Genomic DNA, 16,029 nt, shown 5'->3' with positions numbered 1-16,029 from the left:
GTGGGTTCTGAGATTCTGTAAGCCGTATCTTTGAAAGGGGCTTAGCTCAGGGAGAGTCCGACGCAGCAACAACAGTTGCCCATACAACACGGACAACAGCTACAGGCTGCGATGTACATCGATCCCATGCAATAAGGGTAGAAGGTTCGGGCGGATGCGTCAAGGCTGACCGAACCAAAAACGAGTTAAAAAGGAAACCCACGCAGCGCGGTGGGGGCTGTTGCGTGGGTGTTCCGTTTAAAACAACGAAGTGGGTGGACTTCGTTATGACCGACTCAACCCGAAGGGAGTCTTGTCACTCCGTTAAGATACCGATAATTTGTCGACCAGTCAAGCAACAAGACCCACTTGGGCGGCAGAGCTTTTATGGCCAAGTAGCTTATCTAAGATATTCAAAATAAAAATCTTATGTTTCCTGTGAGAAGTTGAAGTTTAAGGCTCGACCGGCGGTTTTTGCACGATCGAGCCCTGTTTCTCACAGTCTGCAGATCAACAGTTCACGCTCATAGATCATCTCGGGCGGAAGATGATCGTGCAGGGCCAGGAAGAGCTCTTCGTGATCCATTACCTCACGTTTCCATGCAGCACGATCAACGGTCTGCAACTCGTCGAAAACCGCCCGTCGCTTCTCCTCCGACATCTGCAAACCTTCCCATCGGATGTCCTCGTAGTGGGGTGTCCAGCCGATGGGTGTCTCTTTGCCCTGTGCGCGCCCGCGCACACGGTCGACAATCCACTTCAACACGCGCATGTTCTCCGAATAGCCCGGCCAGAGGAACCGTCCTTCGGTATCTCTGCGGAACCAGTTCACATGAAAGATGCGAGGCGTTGAAGAGAGTGCGCGCTGCATCTTGATCCAGTGCCGGAAGTAATCACCCATGTGATATCCGCAGAAGGGCAGCATCGCCATTGGGTCGCGTCGGACCTTACCCAATGTGCCGCCAGCTGCTGCGGTGGTCTCCGATCCCATGGTGGCTCCGGCGTAAACTCCTCCAGACCAGTTGAAGGCTTGATAGACGAGCGGCATGGTGGTCGCGCGCCGTCCTCCGAAGATGATCGCTGAGATGGGCACTCCCTCCGGGGCCTCCCAATCGGGATCGATGGTGGGGCACTGTTTGGCGGGAGCGGTAAAGCGCCCGTTTGGATGCGCCGCGGGAGGGCCGGTCTGTTTGCCGGTCTGTTTATCAAACTGGGGTGTCCAGAGATTGCCGCGCCAGTCGATGCACTCCTTTGGCGGATTGTCGGTCATGCCTTCCCACCACACGCCGCCCTCGGGAGTCAGCGCAACGTTGGTGAAGATGGTGTTTTTTGCCAGAGCAGCCATCGCATTGGGATTGGTTTTCGCTGAGGTTCCGGGAGCGACGCCGAAGAAACCTGCCTCGGGATTGATGGCGCGCAGTTTGCCGGTGGCGTCAGGCTTGATCCAGGCGATATCGTCGCCGACTGTCCAGATTTTCCAACCCTCAAATCCGGCTGGAGGAATCATCATGGCGAAGTTGGTCTTGCCGCAGGCAGAGGGAAAGGCTGCTGCGATGTAGGTCTTCTCATGCGCGGGCGACTCTACGCCGAGGATGAGCATGTGTTCAGCCATCCAGCCCTCATCGCGGGCGATGTTGGAGGCGATGCGAAGGGCAAAGCACTTCTTGCCCAAGAGAGCATTTCCGCCGTATCCCGAGCCATAGCTCCAGATCTCGCGAGTTTCAGGGAAGTGGACGATGTATTTCTCATCGTTGCAGGGCCAGGGAACGTCCTGTTGGCCTGGCTCCAGCGGTGCACCGACGGAGTGCATACAGGGGACGACGCGCTTGGTGTCCTTGTCGATCTCGGCAAAGACGGGAGCGCCGATGCGAGCCATGATCCGCATATTCACGACGGCATAGGCGGAATCGGTGAGCTGGACTCCGATCTGCGACATGGGAGAACCGACTGGCCCCATCGAGAAGGGCATCACGTACATCGTGCGTCCGCGCATGCTGCCGCGGAAGAGCTGCTTTAGTTTGCGGCGCATGACGAAGGGGTCTTCCCAATTGTTGGTTGGACCGGCGTTGTCTTTCGAGAGCGAGCAGATGAAAGTCCGGTCCTCAACACGAGCAACATCGTTTGGTGTCGAGCGAGCAAGAAAACAACCAGGCCACAAGTCCTGATTGAGTTTGGTAAACGTACCGGCGTCGACGAGCTGTTTGCACAGCAAGTCATACTCCTCTTGAGAACCGTCAACCCAATGGATTGCGTCCGGCTGAGTAAGGTCAGCCATTTTTTCTACCCAGCGAATCAGGTGTTTATTGGTCGTGGGAGGCGCGGAAGGAAGTACTGCAGTCTGGTTTTTTTCTGTCTTCATAGTTTTTTGCTTCCAGAATCAGGATTCTCTTCTGAAGAGGAGCTGTCAAACCCTGACCTAGCCATCTTCTGGTCAGGCCAATTCTGTACCTCGCTCTCTCCATATATCGAGAAGCGTTGACGCAGCGGTAAAAGCGAGTGGTCCAAGGATGATGCCGGTGATGCCAAACAGTGCAATTCCGCCAAGGATCGAGAGCAGAACAGCGACCGAGTGCTGCCTCAGGTGTGGCCCGACGAGGATGGGGTAAAGGAAGTTGTCAATCAGGCTGACAACTCCTCCACCCCAGACGGCCAGGATCGCTGCTTTGATCCAGTGACCGGAGAAGCCTAAGTACAGTGCGATGGGAACCCAGACCAGAAATGCTCCAAAGGCTGGAACCATTGCCATGACGGCAGTGAGGATTCCCCAGAGGAAGACGTTCGGAACACCGAGGAGCCAATAGGCCAGCCCGGCAAGCGCGCCCTGCAGCGCCGCAATGGCAAGGCGCCCAAGCGCTGTGGCATAGATAGTTCCGCGCAGGTTGGAGAGGAACTTGTTAGCTTCCTGGTTATTGAGGGGAACCAGAGAGCGGGCAAATCTTCCTGCCAGCTCACGATCGCGATAGAGGAAGAAGAGGATGAAGAGCATGGCGACGATCTGTGTGATTGCGCCGATGGAGCTTCCTATCAGGGAGGCAAATTGTTTGCCGACAAATCCTCCGATTGATTTGATCGTGTCCTCAAGGTTGAGGGTGTCGGTGATCGTCTCAATGCGCATCTCCAGAGTGGGATGGCGGCTGAAGTAATCGGCGATCTTTTGTTGGGTGGACGGATTTCGGAGGTTGGCGATGATGTTCGCGATCTGTCCACTGACGTCTTGTGCCAGAAAAAAGATGGGCACGATGATGCTGAGGATGACGGCGATGAGAGCGAGCGTGGCACAGAGGTTCGGGTGGCCGATCTTCGACGTAAGCCAGAGGTATGGTCGCTCAGTAACGATTGCGATGACGATGGCGCCAACGATGGCAACCAGAAACGGCTTAAGGAGAAGTCCGCAGACGATCAGGATGCCGAGGGTGACCAGAAAGAGCGTGATCTGTCTCCAGTTCGTCGTTTCATTGTTTGCTGGCATAGGACCTCGTTTTGCCCAGCCAGCAAGCTGACTAGGACCCCCTCGCTGAAGAGTATGCCGTAAGGCTACATGGATGGATGCAGCCGACGGCCGGCTTTGCCAGGATTGGAACCTTAGATGTCATTTCCATGGCGATACCCCCTCCCCTGGTTTGGTGACAAAGTATTCGAAACAAATACTTTAGGTGCGTACTTCGGTGCGTGTACTCTTCTCTTTGCGGTTTTCAGTAAGTGGGTTTAACAAGTGGGTTAAATAGGACAGGCTCTGCGGGGGCAGAGCCTCGTTCTGATGTTTCTAGCTAATTTCCATTTTAATCCATCGAGTGGGGTGAATCTGCAGTCTGGATGTCTCGGGGAATGTGTGAGTTAGGTGATTTGAGGGGTTGACAGGAGTCGCTGTGGTTCCTGGATGGTTCGAGCTACGCTCGTTTTTCGGTTGGGACAACGAATGGGTGAGGATGACCGCAGATCCTTCGACTACGCCTTTCGCGATAGAGCTGCGAGAGGCTTCGCTCAGGATGACACTTTTGACTTATTTCGAATTTCAAAGGGGAGCCAAATACCGGGATTCTTCTCCTTCGATTTTGCTCAGGGGCAGAATGACGAATTGAAGAGTTCATCGGCGAGGATTTTTCGTCCAGAGGCCGAGCGCTTCTTCGGCGATGAGGTCGGGCATCTCTTCAGGGAAGAAGAGGTTGGCTTCGGGGATGCGGCGGATTCCCTGCGAATTGGGAAAGGTACGATCGAGCCATTCGGCCCATTCGACTCCGAAGAGTGAATCTTTGAGTCCCCAAACGATACGGACCGGACCTTTCCATTGGCGCAGGTTCTCGCGAATGGCGACGAGGTCGTTGACGGCAAGAGCGAGTGTGAACTGGTCGAGCTGCTTCTTGCGGAGAGGTGACTGCGCAAAGGGACGCAGATAGATCTCGAGAGTCTCGTCGGTCAGGCGATCGGGATATGTGAAGGCGAGTCCGCCGAGACCTTTGGGAGAGCGAGCGAGATTTTTATCGTTCAGCTGCGGAACGAAGAAGTGATCGACAAGGACACCTTTCCGGGCGAGATCGGCCAGAGGAAGAAAGCCGGTTGGAGGGTTGTTGGTGTCGACATCGCAGTTGGTGATGAGAAGCGAGCGGACGCGATGCGGGTGAGTTGCGAGAAAGAGCTGTGCGGTGAGTCCACCACTATCGTTGGCCACAAGGTCGACGGACTCGATGTGAAGGTGATCCAGGAGAGCGGCGAGCATCTCCACCTGAGTATGGGGAGAGATGACCTGATCTTCGCGAGGTTCGGTGAAGCCGAGGCTCATGAGGTCGGGTGCGATACAGCGGCAATGGTGGTGAAGGCGCTCGATGGCTCCGCGCCATTGGTAGCTGTTGAGCGGATAGCCATGCAGGAAGAGTGCGGCCGGGCCATGACCGGCTTCGACATAGGCCACACGTGCCTGTGGGAGTTCGGCGAAACGCCGGTTGTGGCTATACCAGGCAGCGTTGAAGGACGCGGACGTTCCGGTCAACAGATGTGGAGCGGCTACGATCGCGGGAAGGGTGTTGGCGGAGGTTTTGAGAAAGTCTCGGCGGGTCATGCAATGGAGTATCGCTAGGCGGGCGAGCAGATTGCGCGCACATTTGGATGGTCCAGAGCACGTATGGATGGAGAAGCGCGATGTCGAGATGCTGAGAGCGCAACTAAACCAGCTTTATGAAGCGTTCAGCAACCTGCCGGATTATCTCGTCTGTGTGGCGATCCCATAGCTGTTGATTGAAGATTTCGACCTCAATCGGACCCTGATAACCGGCGGCTTCTACTGCCTCGCGCAGGCGGCGGATTTGGATGACACCATCTCCCATCATGCCGCGGCCCATAAGGGTATCCGGCAGAGGAACGATCCAGTCAGAGACATGGAAAGCGAAGATTCTTTCTCCAGTGCGGGCGATTTCTCGATAGACCTGAGGGTCCCACCAGATGTGATAGACATCGACAACCAAGCCGACCTGATGCGGGCTAAACTGTGCTGCAATTTCGTTCGCATGGCCCATGGTGACGATGACGCTTCGGTCCGCGGCGAACATGGGGTGCAGCGGTTCTATGCCTAGACGAACGCCACGGCTGGCGGCGTGGTTGACGATAGCGCCGATTCCGTCGACGACCATCTGACGAGCGCCGTCGATGTCCTTGTCGGGTGCAGGACCATTGACGAGGACCAGCAGGTCGGTATTGAGAGCAGCGGCCTCATCGATCGCACGCAGGTTGTCGTCGATTCGTTTCTGACGTTCTGCGATAGTGGCAGCGGGAAACATGCCTCCCCGGCAGAGGCTGGAGACTTTAAGACCGTAGTCTTGCAGCATTTTTCCGGCTTCGGCTGGATTGTCGCCGATGGCATGGCGCCAGGGACCGATCCACTGGATGCCATTACGGACACAGGATTCGGCCACCTCCTTCAGGGAGGCCTTTCCGGCGGTCATCTGGTTGAAGCTCAGTCTTGCGAGATCGGCCACTAGAGCATTCTCCTGAAGGTGTACAGCAAATCCGGAAGTGTTTGCGCCGTTTTCCTGCGAAGAAAACGGTATTTGCAAATCTATCTGACATTACAGCATCAGGAGAAATGCTCTATGCCTCCACGCCTGCGAGTTCGAGCAGGAGCTTCATTCTGTGGAGCGCGAGATCGGGATTGCGAAGCAGCCGGGCCTGATCGGCGAGAACGAAGAGTTTTGCAAGATGCGTGATGGAGCGAGCGCTCTCCTGCCCGCCCAACATGCGGAAGTGTTTCTGGTGGCCGTTGAGATATGCCAGAAAGACCAAGCCGGTTTTGTAGAAGTAGGTGGGTGCTTGAAAGATGTGTCGAGAAAGGGGAACGGTGGGAGCAAGGAGAGCTTCGTAGGTTGTCAGGTCTCCCTGATCAAGTGCTCGTAATGCAAGCGAGGCGGCGGAAGCAATTCCATCGAAGATTCCGAGAAGAGCGTCGCTGTGGCCTTGTTCGTCTCCACGAATGAGTTCGGCGTAGTCGAAGTCGTCGCCGGTGTACATCCGCACACCTTGCGGGAGCAGACGGCGCATCTTGATCTCCTGCTGCTTGTCGAGGAGGGAGATTTTGATGCCATCGATATGGGAGCTGTTCTCGCGGATGATGGAAAGACAGGTTTCCATGGCCTGATCGATGGAAGCAGATCCCCAGTAGCCTTTGAGCTGTGGATCGAATGCATCTCCGAGCCAATGCAGAATTGCCGGTTGCTTGAGATTGCGCAGCAGGTGACCGTAGACCCGGGCGTAGTCCTCTGGGCTGGTAGCGCGCTTTGCCAGGGCGCGGCTTGCCATGAGGATGACTCGTCCGCCTGCAGCTTCAATGGCTTCGCACTGTTCTTCGTAGGCAGCGAGGATGCGGTCGATTGAGGGGAGTGTTTCGGGATGAAGCTGATCGGTATTGGCACCGCAGGCGATCTCGCCGGTGCGCTCCGAGGCTGAGATGCGGATGAGTTCTTTCGCTGTGGCCCAATCGAGGCCCATGCCGCGTTGTGCGGTGTCCATCGCCTCGGCTACGCCGAAGCCGAGTGACCAGAGGTGTCGTCGAAAGGCGAGAGTAGCTTCGATGTCGAGTGTTTCCGGCTTGAGGGGATCGATGACGACGTGCGCTGCGGCGTAGACTTTGCGTGATGTAGGCGGCAGGCAAGGATCTGCTTGCAAGGGGCCAGCGGGGTTTAATGTGTACTCTGTGGGTTGGCCATCGAGCGGAAGGCGAATCTTGCTCATCTAGTTCCTTCCTTGCCGGAGCTGAGAGTGAGTTCGGGCAGGTCGATCCAGCGACGTTCTTGCCAGGAACGTAAGCCTGCTTCGGCAAGCTGCACCCCTTTGGCTGCTTCGAGAAAGGTATGGGGGAAGGGAGCATCTTCGAGCACGTGGCGAAGGAACATCTCCCACTGAACTTTGAATGCGTTCTCTTCGGGAGCTGGTGCCGGGATGGATTGCCAGCTATCTGCAAAACGAATGGGATTGGGGATATCGGGATTCCATACAGCTTTTGGCGTTACAGCACGGGGCTGTACTTTGCACTCGCGCAGTCCAGCGACGGCGCTGCCTTCGGTGCCGTCGACGTGAAGTTCGAGAAGCTCGTCGCGATTGACGCGGGTTGCCCAGGAGGAGTTGATGTGGGCGACGACTCCGTTGGCAAGTTCGAAGGTCGCGTAGGCAGCGTCGTCTGCGGTGCAGGCATAGGGTTTGCCGGACTCATCGACACGTTGCGGGACTGAGGTGCGAGCGATACAGCTTACGGACTTGATCTCTCCGAAGAGGTTAGCAAGAACATATTGCCAGTGTGGGAACATATCGAGGATGATTCCGCCACCATCTTCTTTGCGGTAGTTCCACGAAGGCCGTTGCGCTGCGGGGACGGGACCTTCGAAGACCCAGTAGCCGAATTCGCCGCGGATGGAGAGGATCTTTCCCAACATGCCGGTTGCGATGACGTGTTTCAGCTTGAGGAGGCCGGGGAGAAATAATTTGTCCTGAACGACTCCGTTTTTGACTCCGGCGCGGGTGGCTTCGCGGGCAAGCTCGAGGCTCTCTTCGAGGGTTCCAGCGAGAGGTTTCTCGCAGTAGATGTGTTTGCCTGCCTTCAGAGCAGCGCGGACGCTTTCAGCGCGAACCTGGGTCAATTGAGCATCAAAGTAGATAGTGTTTGCGGGGTCAGAAAGGCAGGCATCGAGATCGGTGGACCAATGGTTGATGTTCCACGCCTGAGCAAGTTCTTTAAGCTTCGGCTCGTTCCGTCCGAGCAGGACAGGTTCGGGCATGACAATGGATTGGTCTCGAAGTCGAAGGCCTCCTTGCTTTCGGATTGCAGCAATGGAACGGCCAAGGTGCTGATTGGTTCCCATGCGTCCGGTGACGCCGTTCATGATGATGCCAATTGTTCGCATTCAGAAAGTCCGTAGAAAGAGATGGATTGAAAACAAAGTTCCACAAGAAAAAGTGTCTACGAGATATTAATGAAGGACAGGAGAGGGTGGCAATTGAGCGCGAGCTTCAGAAGATATTTGGGGCGATGGCGATGGGTCCTTTTCCTGAGCGTTGCTTGCTTTCTGCCTCGGGGATTATGGGGGCAACAGATTGTGGGACCGGGTGGCGGTGGCGCGATGTTTCACGTCACGATCAATCCGCACAATGCAGATGAGGTTTTGCTCTCCTGCGATATGACGGGAGCGTATATCAGCCACGATGGCGGCCATCACTGGCGGATGTTTAATCTGCGGGGCAGCGTTCGATTCTTCGCTTTTGATCCTGTTGTTCCGCATACGATCTATGCGGGTACGGATGCCCTCTGGCGCAGTAAGGATGACGGGACAACCTGGCATTTAGTTTGGCCGAGTCCTTCAGCGGTGCGGGCTATCGAGATGGACTCGGACCATGCGGATGAGACGATGGTGGCGAGCCCGAACTCTATTGGGCAGATCGTGGTATTGGCGATCGATCCGGAAGATTCGCGCATTCTCTATGCAGCAGCGACTAAGGATGGTCGGGCTGCGATAGTGGTCTCGCGGGATTCCGGCCTGACGTGGAAAATGCTTCATCCGTTGGTCGAGGTCCCTCTGCACCTTTGGATTGATGTGGCTTCTCCGAAGGGAGGCCGCAATCTTTATACAGCCATGCCGCATGGCATTGAGGCTCGAATCGACGGCGCGTGGCGTCACAAGGCTGCGCCTGCCGGAGTTGAGTTCAATGATGTCTCTGCTGGATTTCGCGAGGGCCAAAGTGGGCCCGCCTTCTATGCGGTCGGGAGTCAGGGGAAGGGGCCGTCAGATTTGTGGATCTCGATGGATGGAGGAGAGAATTGGACACGATCTCAATTGCCGGGAGCGGCAGCTCAGGTGCGTGCTGTTGCGGCGAGTCTGCATCATCCTGAGGTGGTGTATGCCTCCTATAAAGGAATGCAACTTGAAGGAGAGGCCGTGCAGGGAGTTGCGCGCAGCGATGACTTCGGCCAGCACTGGAGACTTGTCTGGCGTTCGACCCATAGCAGGGAAGCAGAGAATGTTCATGATGCGTGGATCGCCGGGGAGATGACTCCGGAGTGGACCGAAGAGCCGCTGAGTCTGACAGTGGATGGTCGTAATCCTGATCTTGCCTATGCCACTGATCTGGGGCGGACGATGGGCACGACGGACGGTGGGAAGAACTGGACTGCGCGCTACTCCGAAAAGGCCGGTGGCTCCTCGTGGGTGAGCACTGGATTGGATGTGACAACGTCGTACGGCTATCTTGTCGATCCGTTCGATTCCAAACGTCGATTTATTCCGATGACCGATATCGGGTTGTTTCGCAGTGAAGATGCGGGGCGTTCCTGGGTGCGATCTGTGGAAGGGATTCCGCCAAGCTGGAGGAACACAACCTATGCGGTTGCCTTCGACCCACAGATTCGTGGAAAGATGTGGGCGGCGATGAGTGGGACGCATGATCTTCCTCGGCCGAAGATGTGGAGACACACGCTGACTTCAGCCTATGTTGGTGGTATCTGCGTCAGTACGGATGGAGGCCGAACGTGGAGGGTTTCGAATCAGGGAATGCCTCCTGCTGCCGCGACGCATGTTCTTCTCGATCCGACCAGTACTGCTGGGCATCGCACCTTGTGGGCCGCGACGATGGGACATGGAATCTATCGCTCGAACGATGATGGGAAGACGTGGGAGGCGGTGAATAACGGCATCGTTCAGGAGAATGCTCTGGCATGGCGCCTGGCTCGAGCGACGGATGGAACTCTTTATGCGCTGATTGCCCGTCGCAGTGAAGATGGCAGCATTGGCAATGCAGGCGATGGAGCGCTCTACCGCTCGACGGATCGTGGTGATCACTGGAGTCGTGTTGCGCTTCCACAGGGAGCAAACGCGCCGAATGGAATTGCAATTGATCCTGAGAACCCCAAAAGACTCTACCTTGCGTTGTGGGCGCGGGCGACTCCCGATGGTCTGCGTAAGGCTGAGTACTCGAAGCAGAGGCAAGGAAAGATGCCACGGATTCTGAATGGAAGAGGCGGAGGGATTGCTGTCTCCTCTGATGGGGGGCAGACGTGGCGATGGGTTCTTGAGCGAGATCGCCATATCTACGACGTGACGATCGATCCTCGTGATCCCAAGATCCTTTATGCGACTGGGTTTGAGTCTTCTGCGTGGATCTCACACGACCGAGGAGAGCACTGGAGTCGCATCCCTGGATTCCGATTCAAGTGGGGGCATCGAGTGCAGGCCGATCCAGAGAATCCGGGGATGGTTTTTATCTCTACCTTTGGTGGAGGGGTATGGCATGTTCCGGTTGCCGGGGAGGGAAAACAGGATATTGCGACGCCAGAAATCGTTCCATAATCAGGGCTTAATCGATAAACGACAAATGTCGTAAAAATCTGTATCTTTGTTCGAAGGCCCAACATCTTAGTTTCAGGAGGAAATCAAGATGAACATTGTGGTTTATGGAGCGACGGGAAATGCTGGCTCGGAGATCGTCAAGGAGCTTTTGCGCCGGGGGCATAAAGTAACGGGTGTTGCACGGAATGTAGATGCTTTGAAGTCGCAACCCGGAGTTACGGCGAAGGCGGATGATCTTTCGAATGTGGATGCGATCGCTTCGATCATCAAGGGCGCGGATGCGGTGGTGAGCGCGTACCAGCCGCCTGCCGATAAAACCGAAGCGATCATCGATGTGACGAAGAGGGAGATCGAAGCGGTGAAGAAGGCTGGCGGTCCGCGCCTGTTGGTTGTGGGAGGAGCTGGACAGCTTGAGGTGGCTCCCGGAGTGACGTTGATTAAGTCAGGTCACCTGCCAGAAGCATATCTTCCGATCGCTACTTCGCATGAGAAGGCAGCGGAAGTGCTCAAAGGATCCGATATCAACTGGACATATATTGCCCCGGCAGCATTTTTTGTAGTCGGAGAGCGAACCGGGAAATACCGGACGGGTACGAACAACCTGGTGACGGATGACAAGGGCGAGAGCCGCATTACGTATGCCGATTATGCGATTGCTCTGGTGGATGAACTCGAGAAGCCGAAGCATGAGCGGGCGTTGTTCTCAGTAGGTTACTAAGAGTCGATTTCACATAAAGACGGCAGCGAAAACTCGCTGCCGTCTTTGTTTTGAGTTGCTGTCTAGGAGTGACTCTTTTTGCGAATTCCTTGGACGGGCTCATGCAATGAAGCTTGGGCAATTTCGACGGCGCGATCGAGTTGTTGAGGATCAGTAACCTCAATCCACTGATGCTGGGTGGCGACGATGATTGTGGGTGTATGCGCCACACCGGAGCGTATAGCGAGCAGGCAGTCTGCCTGTACCTCGTCGGCACAGCGGCCATTAGGGTCGAGTACGAAGGGCATCTTTTGGCCGTGTGACTGAAACCAGGAGCGGGTGAAGGCGGCGAGATCGTCGCGGCTGGCGATGCGCGACTGGTTGGCAAAGACATCGCGGCGATAATTTTCGGCAAGTTTGGGCGAGACGCGGTCTTCAAGATAACGCGCGTTGATGGCTGCGGTGCGCGACCAGATATGGCTCGGAATGATGAAGTCGTGATGAACCCGAGGAATGTTATAGCGCTCCATTGCCTGATGGACAATCGGCGAGGAAAGGGAACAGAGTGGGCATTCGAGATCTTCGAACTCAATGATGGCCAGTTTGACTCCTGCAGGCGGCTTGAAGGCGGAAGTGTCCTTAAAGGAAGTAGCTCCTGCTGGTGGAACTGCCATCTGAGCGAGCATAGGCATTGCGGAGAGTAGAGAAAAGGCGGCGATCAGAATGCGCTTCATAGCAGGGGTATACCTCTGTTTCGTTTCGACGTGGGCTAGACGCGTTCGTAATCGGCGCGCCAGTGAGTGATGCTCTGTTTGATTGCTTTGGGCTCAAGGTTCTGGGTGAGGGTTTTATGGACGAGCGCTGGAATCTCTTCGTCGGAGGCAAAGCGGAGCGCGACGAGCTGTTTTGTTGTGAGTTCGCTGAGGTGGGTCAATTCGTTGGCTGGAAGAAGAGATGAAAGACGGAGGCGCTCTTCGAGGCGGATGAGGCGGTCTTGAAGCTTGAGATCGTTGATGCGGCATTTGGTGGCGAGGACGAGGAGAGCGAGCGCGACGACGATGGACCAGTGGCCGAGCCAGGGATATTGATGCCGGAAGTGAATGGCGATCCAGATGGCAACTCCCACATTCGCGATGAGGACGGGAAAGACAAAGAAGTGCATAGGAGGGTCGGTGCGGTGATGGTTGGAGTAGTTCTGGGGTGCGGGCATAGGCGTTCCTTTCGAGCCAAACCGGCCTCAGCATAGCATGTTGGGGATTGGAGAAGGTGTTCCCGGACATTCGATACCCGGTAGGGTGTGGGGGATGAAGCATCCTGCGAAAATGCGGGGATTTCTCGACTCCGTGCCTTACACTCCGCTCGAAATGACACTTCAACTTACTCGGATTTCGGATTGGTTTAAGCTGAAGGGATGGCGACAAAGACGAAGAAGCGGATTGGTGTGCATGTAGGGACGGCCGGTGGTGTTTGGACTGCTGTAGATCGTGCTGTGGCCGCAGGGGCAAATACTTTTCAGATTTTTTCGGCCAGTCCACGGATGTGGAAGGCTCCGGCAGTGAAACCTGCCGATGCGGCGAAGCTCGCTGAGCTACGTGCAAAACACGATGTGGGGCCAGTGGTGATCCATGCCAATTATTTAATCAATGTGTGTAGCCAGACAGATGCGGTGAGGGCTAACTCCATTGCAGCATTTCGCGGAGAGGTGGAGCGAGCTCTGGCGCTGAAGGCGGAGTTTCTGGTGCTGCATCCAGGGAGCTGGAAGGGGCTGACTCGCGAGGAAGGGCTGCGGCTGGCGGCAGAGTCGATTGAACAGGCGGTGGATGGAATCGATTTTTCAGGGAAAGATTTTCGTCTGCTGATTGAGAACACGGCAGGTGCTGAGTTTTCGCTGGGCGGTAAGCTCGAGCAGGTTGCCGAGTTGGTGGAACAATTGAAGTCGCATCTTCCGGTGGCCGTGTGTCTGGATACATGCCATGTCCATGTCTCCGGATACGATATTGTGACGACCGACGGCTATATCGAAACAATGAAGCTGGTGGACTCGACCGTGGGATCTGACGCGGTGAAGGTATGGCACTGCAACGATGCCAAGGCGGCGATGGGCTCGAAGCTGGACCGGCATGAGCACATTGGCGAAGGGACGATCGGGGCAGAGGCCTTCCGGCGGCTGTTGCACGATGACCGATTTAGCCATTGCGCTTTTATTGCAGAGACGCCGGTGGATGCTCCGGGAGATGAGGCCCGCAATGTTGGAGTACTCAGGACGCTGGCCGCAGGATAGTTGCGATTTTCCTTGATTGCCGGGAGGGTCAGGGGGTAAGGTTTCGAGCTACAGCAATACGGGTCCCTTTTTGTCGAATTCCAGTACGTGGAGAAGAAGACGATGGCCCCTGACCTTGGCGATCCTCCTCGATTTAACCGGAAGTATCAAGAATTTGATTTTTCAGACGAGACCAGCGCTCCTGTCGCTCCGGTTGAAGAAGATACATCGGAAGCAGTCGATGTTGGGTTGACGACGATGATGTCGTGCGTCCATGTGCTGATGCGAGCCAGGAGAGAACGAAGGATCGATTTCGCGCCTGGCGTGACGGCGACGATGCTGGAGACGATGGGCGTACTCCTGATGCGCGCCGCTCATGTGGGGAATGAACGGAGAGAGGCAGTGTTCCATCACTGGCTGGAGGCGGGGCCTTCGCAGATTGATGATCTGATCGAGAGGGTTTCAGCGCGTGAGGGAAAGCTGCTGATGCCGGAAGACCTGGCGAGCATGTTTATGGGCAAGCCTCCGGGGTATTGATCGTATGCCAGACGCTCCTCTTCAAGATGCGGCGACGGGATATGTGGATGCGGTGAAGTGGCTAGTGGGAATTTCCGGAGCCGTGCTGGCAGGAGTGTATTTACATCCAGAGATGCTGATGGGATTGCCGCAGCGGGGAAGAGTGTACCTTGCGGTGGTGATGTTTCTGTTTGGCGTGAGCATCTTTGGCGGCGTGGTCTATCTCTTCTGGATCAATCGGGTGAGGCGAAGGAAGGAACGGATTGCAGAGATTGAAAAAGAGCAGTCGGCTCCGGTGGTGATTCCTGATCCAGAGAGAGTGAATGCGCTTCGAGAAGGCAAAGAAAAGCTGATTGAAGAAGAAAAGAAGTCGCAGGGGTTGCTGGATCTCTGGTTTGCGGTGTTTACGGGGGCTTTCTACCTGGGTTCATTTATGGGGTTGATCATGTTCTGTGTTCAGGTTGCACTGGCGCAGAAGCATGACGATTGCAAGGACAAGAAGAAGGGCGGCGAAGCGAAGACGGTTCTTGTGGATCCGCTGCGATATACGCTAGCGCAGTCGGCTGTGCATAGAACTGCGCATGGAATGCAGGCACATACCTTTCTCGTGAATCAGCAGACAGGCGAGATGTGGCAGATGATCTGCGATCAAAAGGGAAACGTAGTGGCCTTTCAACGAGTGAAGCGGTTGGATGTGAGCGGAAATCCGGAAGACGATAAGGCAACTGCGAAGATGCCCTGAGTACGACCAGGGTGCGAGTGTCGTCTGCGAGTTGTATCTTTTTGTCAGGATCTATGCGAATCAATCTCGATCTGGATACATTGCGTACGCTTTGCGTCGCGCATGACCTTGGCAGTCTGGCGCAGGCGGCGGAACGTCTTGGCCGTACTCCTTCAGCTATCAGTTTGCAGATGAAGCGGCTGCAGGAGGAGCTGGGTGCTCCGCTGTTTCGTAAGCGCGGACGTGGTTTGGCTCTGACTGAAGCTGGAGAGGTTGCCCTTAGCTATGCTCGCCGTATCCTTTCGCTGAACGACGAATTGATGGACACGATGCAGGGAGCAAAGATGGCGGGCCATATTCGTATAGGCTGCCCGCAGGATTTTGCTGCGATCCTTCCGCCTGTTCTGTCGCATTTTTCGTCGCTTTACCCGCTGATGCAGATCGAACTCCGCATTGAAGGCAATGCTGCGTTAGCAGATGCGATTGAGAAGACGGAGATCGATCTTGCGGTTGTGATTGGTCATGAAGATCGTGCTGCGGCCAGCGTGGTTGGGAAACTGGATGTGGTCTGGATTGCCTCGTCCACGTTTGTTCGGCCACGGGATCAGCCATTACCGCTTGCCGTGCTTGGTCCGCAATGCGTTTTTCGCAAATGCGCGATCCAGCATCTGGAAGCGACGGATATTCCGTATCGTATCGCTGCGAACAGCCCCAGTTTGGATGGTCTATGGGCAGCGCTGCTCGGAGGTCTTGGCATCACGGCACGCACAGGGCTTAACCTTCCTGATGGTCTAGTGTCAGCTGGTTCGCTCTACGGTCTACCGCTGCTCGAAGGTATGCCTGTTACATTGCATCGGAATGTACGCTCCGATGGTGTTGCTGTAGATCGCATGAGGACCCTTCTTGTCGATGCACTTGGGCTTGCTCTTGCATCGCGAGCCAAGGCTTCTCGTGTCACCGACATAAGTACTCGCCGCAGGAAAAGCATAAATTCGGCTCAACAATAGGTTGAGAACAATCAAATTGTGCGGCTGTTGGT

Annotated in this window: 14 protein-coding genes; 6 read left to right on the top strand and 8 right to left on the bottom strand. The window is 55.7% G+C overall.

Annotation, left to right across the window (positions count from 1 at the left end):
* Positions 1-475: 475 nt before the first annotated feature.
* The 6 genes from H7846_RS14235 to H7846_RS14210 form a co-directional block, all read right to left on the bottom strand.
* Positions 476-2,338 carry a phosphoenolpyruvate carboxykinase (GTP) gene (locus H7846_RS14235; RefSeq protein ID WP_186692963.1) on the bottom strand — a complete coding sequence of 621 codons (1,863 nt, stop codon included), beginning with the start codon at positions 2,336-2,338 and terminating at the stop codon, positions 476-478.
* 72 nt (positions 2,339-2,410) lie between these two features.
* Positions 2,411-3,448 carry an AI-2E family transporter gene (locus tag H7846_RS14230; protein ID WP_186692962.1) on the bottom strand — a complete coding sequence of 346 codons (1,038 nt, stop codon included), beginning with the start codon at positions 3,446-3,448 and terminating at the stop codon, positions 2,411-2,413.
* A 615-nt stretch (positions 3,449-4,063) separates the two neighbouring features.
* Positions 4,064-5,032, bottom strand: coding sequence for an alpha/beta fold hydrolase (locus tag H7846_RS14225; protein ID WP_186692960.1), 969 nt, complete (start codon positions 5,030-5,032; stop codon positions 4,064-4,066).
* A gap of 103 nt (positions 5,033-5,135) precedes the next feature.
* On the bottom strand, positions 5,136-5,945 hold the full coding sequence (locus tag H7846_RS14220) for a sugar phosphate isomerase/epimerase family protein (RefSeq protein ID WP_222597515.1): 810 nt from the start codon (positions 5,943-5,945) through the stop codon (positions 5,136-5,138).
* A 112-nt stretch (positions 5,946-6,057) separates the two neighbouring features.
* Entirely contained in the window at positions 6,058-7,194 is a 1,137-nt protein-coding gene (locus H7846_RS14215) for a dihydrodipicolinate synthase family protein (protein ID WP_186692958.1), read from the bottom strand.
* Positions 7,191-8,360 carry a Gfo/Idh/MocA family protein gene (locus tag H7846_RS14210; protein WP_186692956.1) on the bottom strand — a complete coding sequence of 390 codons (1,170 nt, stop codon included), beginning with the start codon at positions 8,358-8,360 and terminating at the stop codon, positions 7,191-7,193. The genes H7846_RS14215 and H7846_RS14210 overlap by 4 nt, the downstream gene beginning before the upstream one ends.
* A 93-nt stretch (positions 8,361-8,453) precedes the next feature.
* Between H7846_RS14210 and H7846_RS14205 the strand changes: the two genes are divergently transcribed.
* Together H7846_RS14205 and H7846_RS14200 are read left to right on the top strand one after the other, a co-directional pair.
* Complete coding sequence (locus H7846_RS14205; RefSeq protein WP_186692954.1) at positions 8,454-10,796, top strand: WD40/YVTN/BNR-like repeat-containing protein; 2,343 nt, start codon at positions 8,454-8,456, stop codon at positions 10,794-10,796.
* Positions 10,797-10,884: 88 nt separating this feature from the next.
* A complete protein-coding gene (locus H7846_RS14200; RefSeq protein WP_186692952.1) occupies positions 10,885-11,514 on the top strand; it encodes an NAD(P)-dependent oxidoreductase in 630 nt (209 codons plus the stop codon).
* A 62-nt stretch (positions 11,515-11,576) separates the two neighbouring features.
* Here H7846_RS14200 and H7846_RS14195 read toward each other — a convergent pair whose 3' ends face one another.
* Positions 11,577-12,227 (bottom strand): DsbA family protein, encoded by a 651-nt coding sequence (locus H7846_RS14195; RefSeq protein ID WP_186692950.1) that lies wholly within the window; start codon positions 12,225-12,227, stop codon positions 11,577-11,579.
* A 35-nt stretch (positions 12,228-12,262) separates the two neighbouring features.
* A complete protein-coding gene (locus H7846_RS14190; protein ID WP_186692948.1) occupies positions 12,263-12,703 on the bottom strand; it encodes a DUF6526 family protein in 441 nt (146 codons plus the stop codon).
* 201 nt (positions 12,704-12,904) lie between these two features.
* On the opposite strand from H7846_RS14190, the gene H7846_RS14185 reads away from it, so the two are divergent.
* The 4 genes from H7846_RS14185 to H7846_RS14170 all read left to right on the top strand — a co-directional run bounded on the left by H7846_RS14185 (position 12,905) and on the right by H7846_RS14170 (position 15,997).
* On the top strand, positions 12,905-13,774 hold the full coding sequence (locus H7846_RS14185) for a deoxyribonuclease IV (RefSeq protein WP_186692946.1): 870 nt from the start codon (positions 12,905-12,907) through the stop codon (positions 13,772-13,774).
* Positions 13,775-13,876: 102 nt separating this feature from the next.
* Positions 13,877-14,290, top strand: coding sequence for a hypothetical protein (locus H7846_RS14180; protein WP_186692944.1), 414 nt, complete (start codon positions 13,877-13,879; stop codon positions 14,288-14,290).
* Between the two features lie 4 nt (positions 14,291-14,294).
* Positions 14,295-15,011: a hypothetical protein gene (locus H7846_RS14175; protein WP_186692942.1), complete on the top strand. Its 717-nt coding sequence runs from the start codon at positions 14,295-14,297 to the stop codon at positions 15,009-15,011.
* 53 nt (positions 15,012-15,064) lie between these two features.
* Positions 15,065-15,997 carry a LysR family transcriptional regulator gene (locus H7846_RS14170; RefSeq protein WP_186692940.1) on the top strand — a complete coding sequence of 311 codons (933 nt, stop codon included), beginning with the start codon at positions 15,065-15,067 and terminating at the stop codon, positions 15,995-15,997.
* Positions 15,998-16,029 lie beyond the last annotated feature (32 nt).

This window comes from Edaphobacter sp. 4G125, assembly GCF_014274685.1.
GTDB lineage: Bacteria > Acidobacteriota > Terriglobia > Terriglobales > Acidobacteriaceae > Edaphobacter.
The sequence above is the reverse complement of the archived record's forward strand: the minus strand, read 5'-3'. Positions and strand labels throughout refer to the sequence as shown.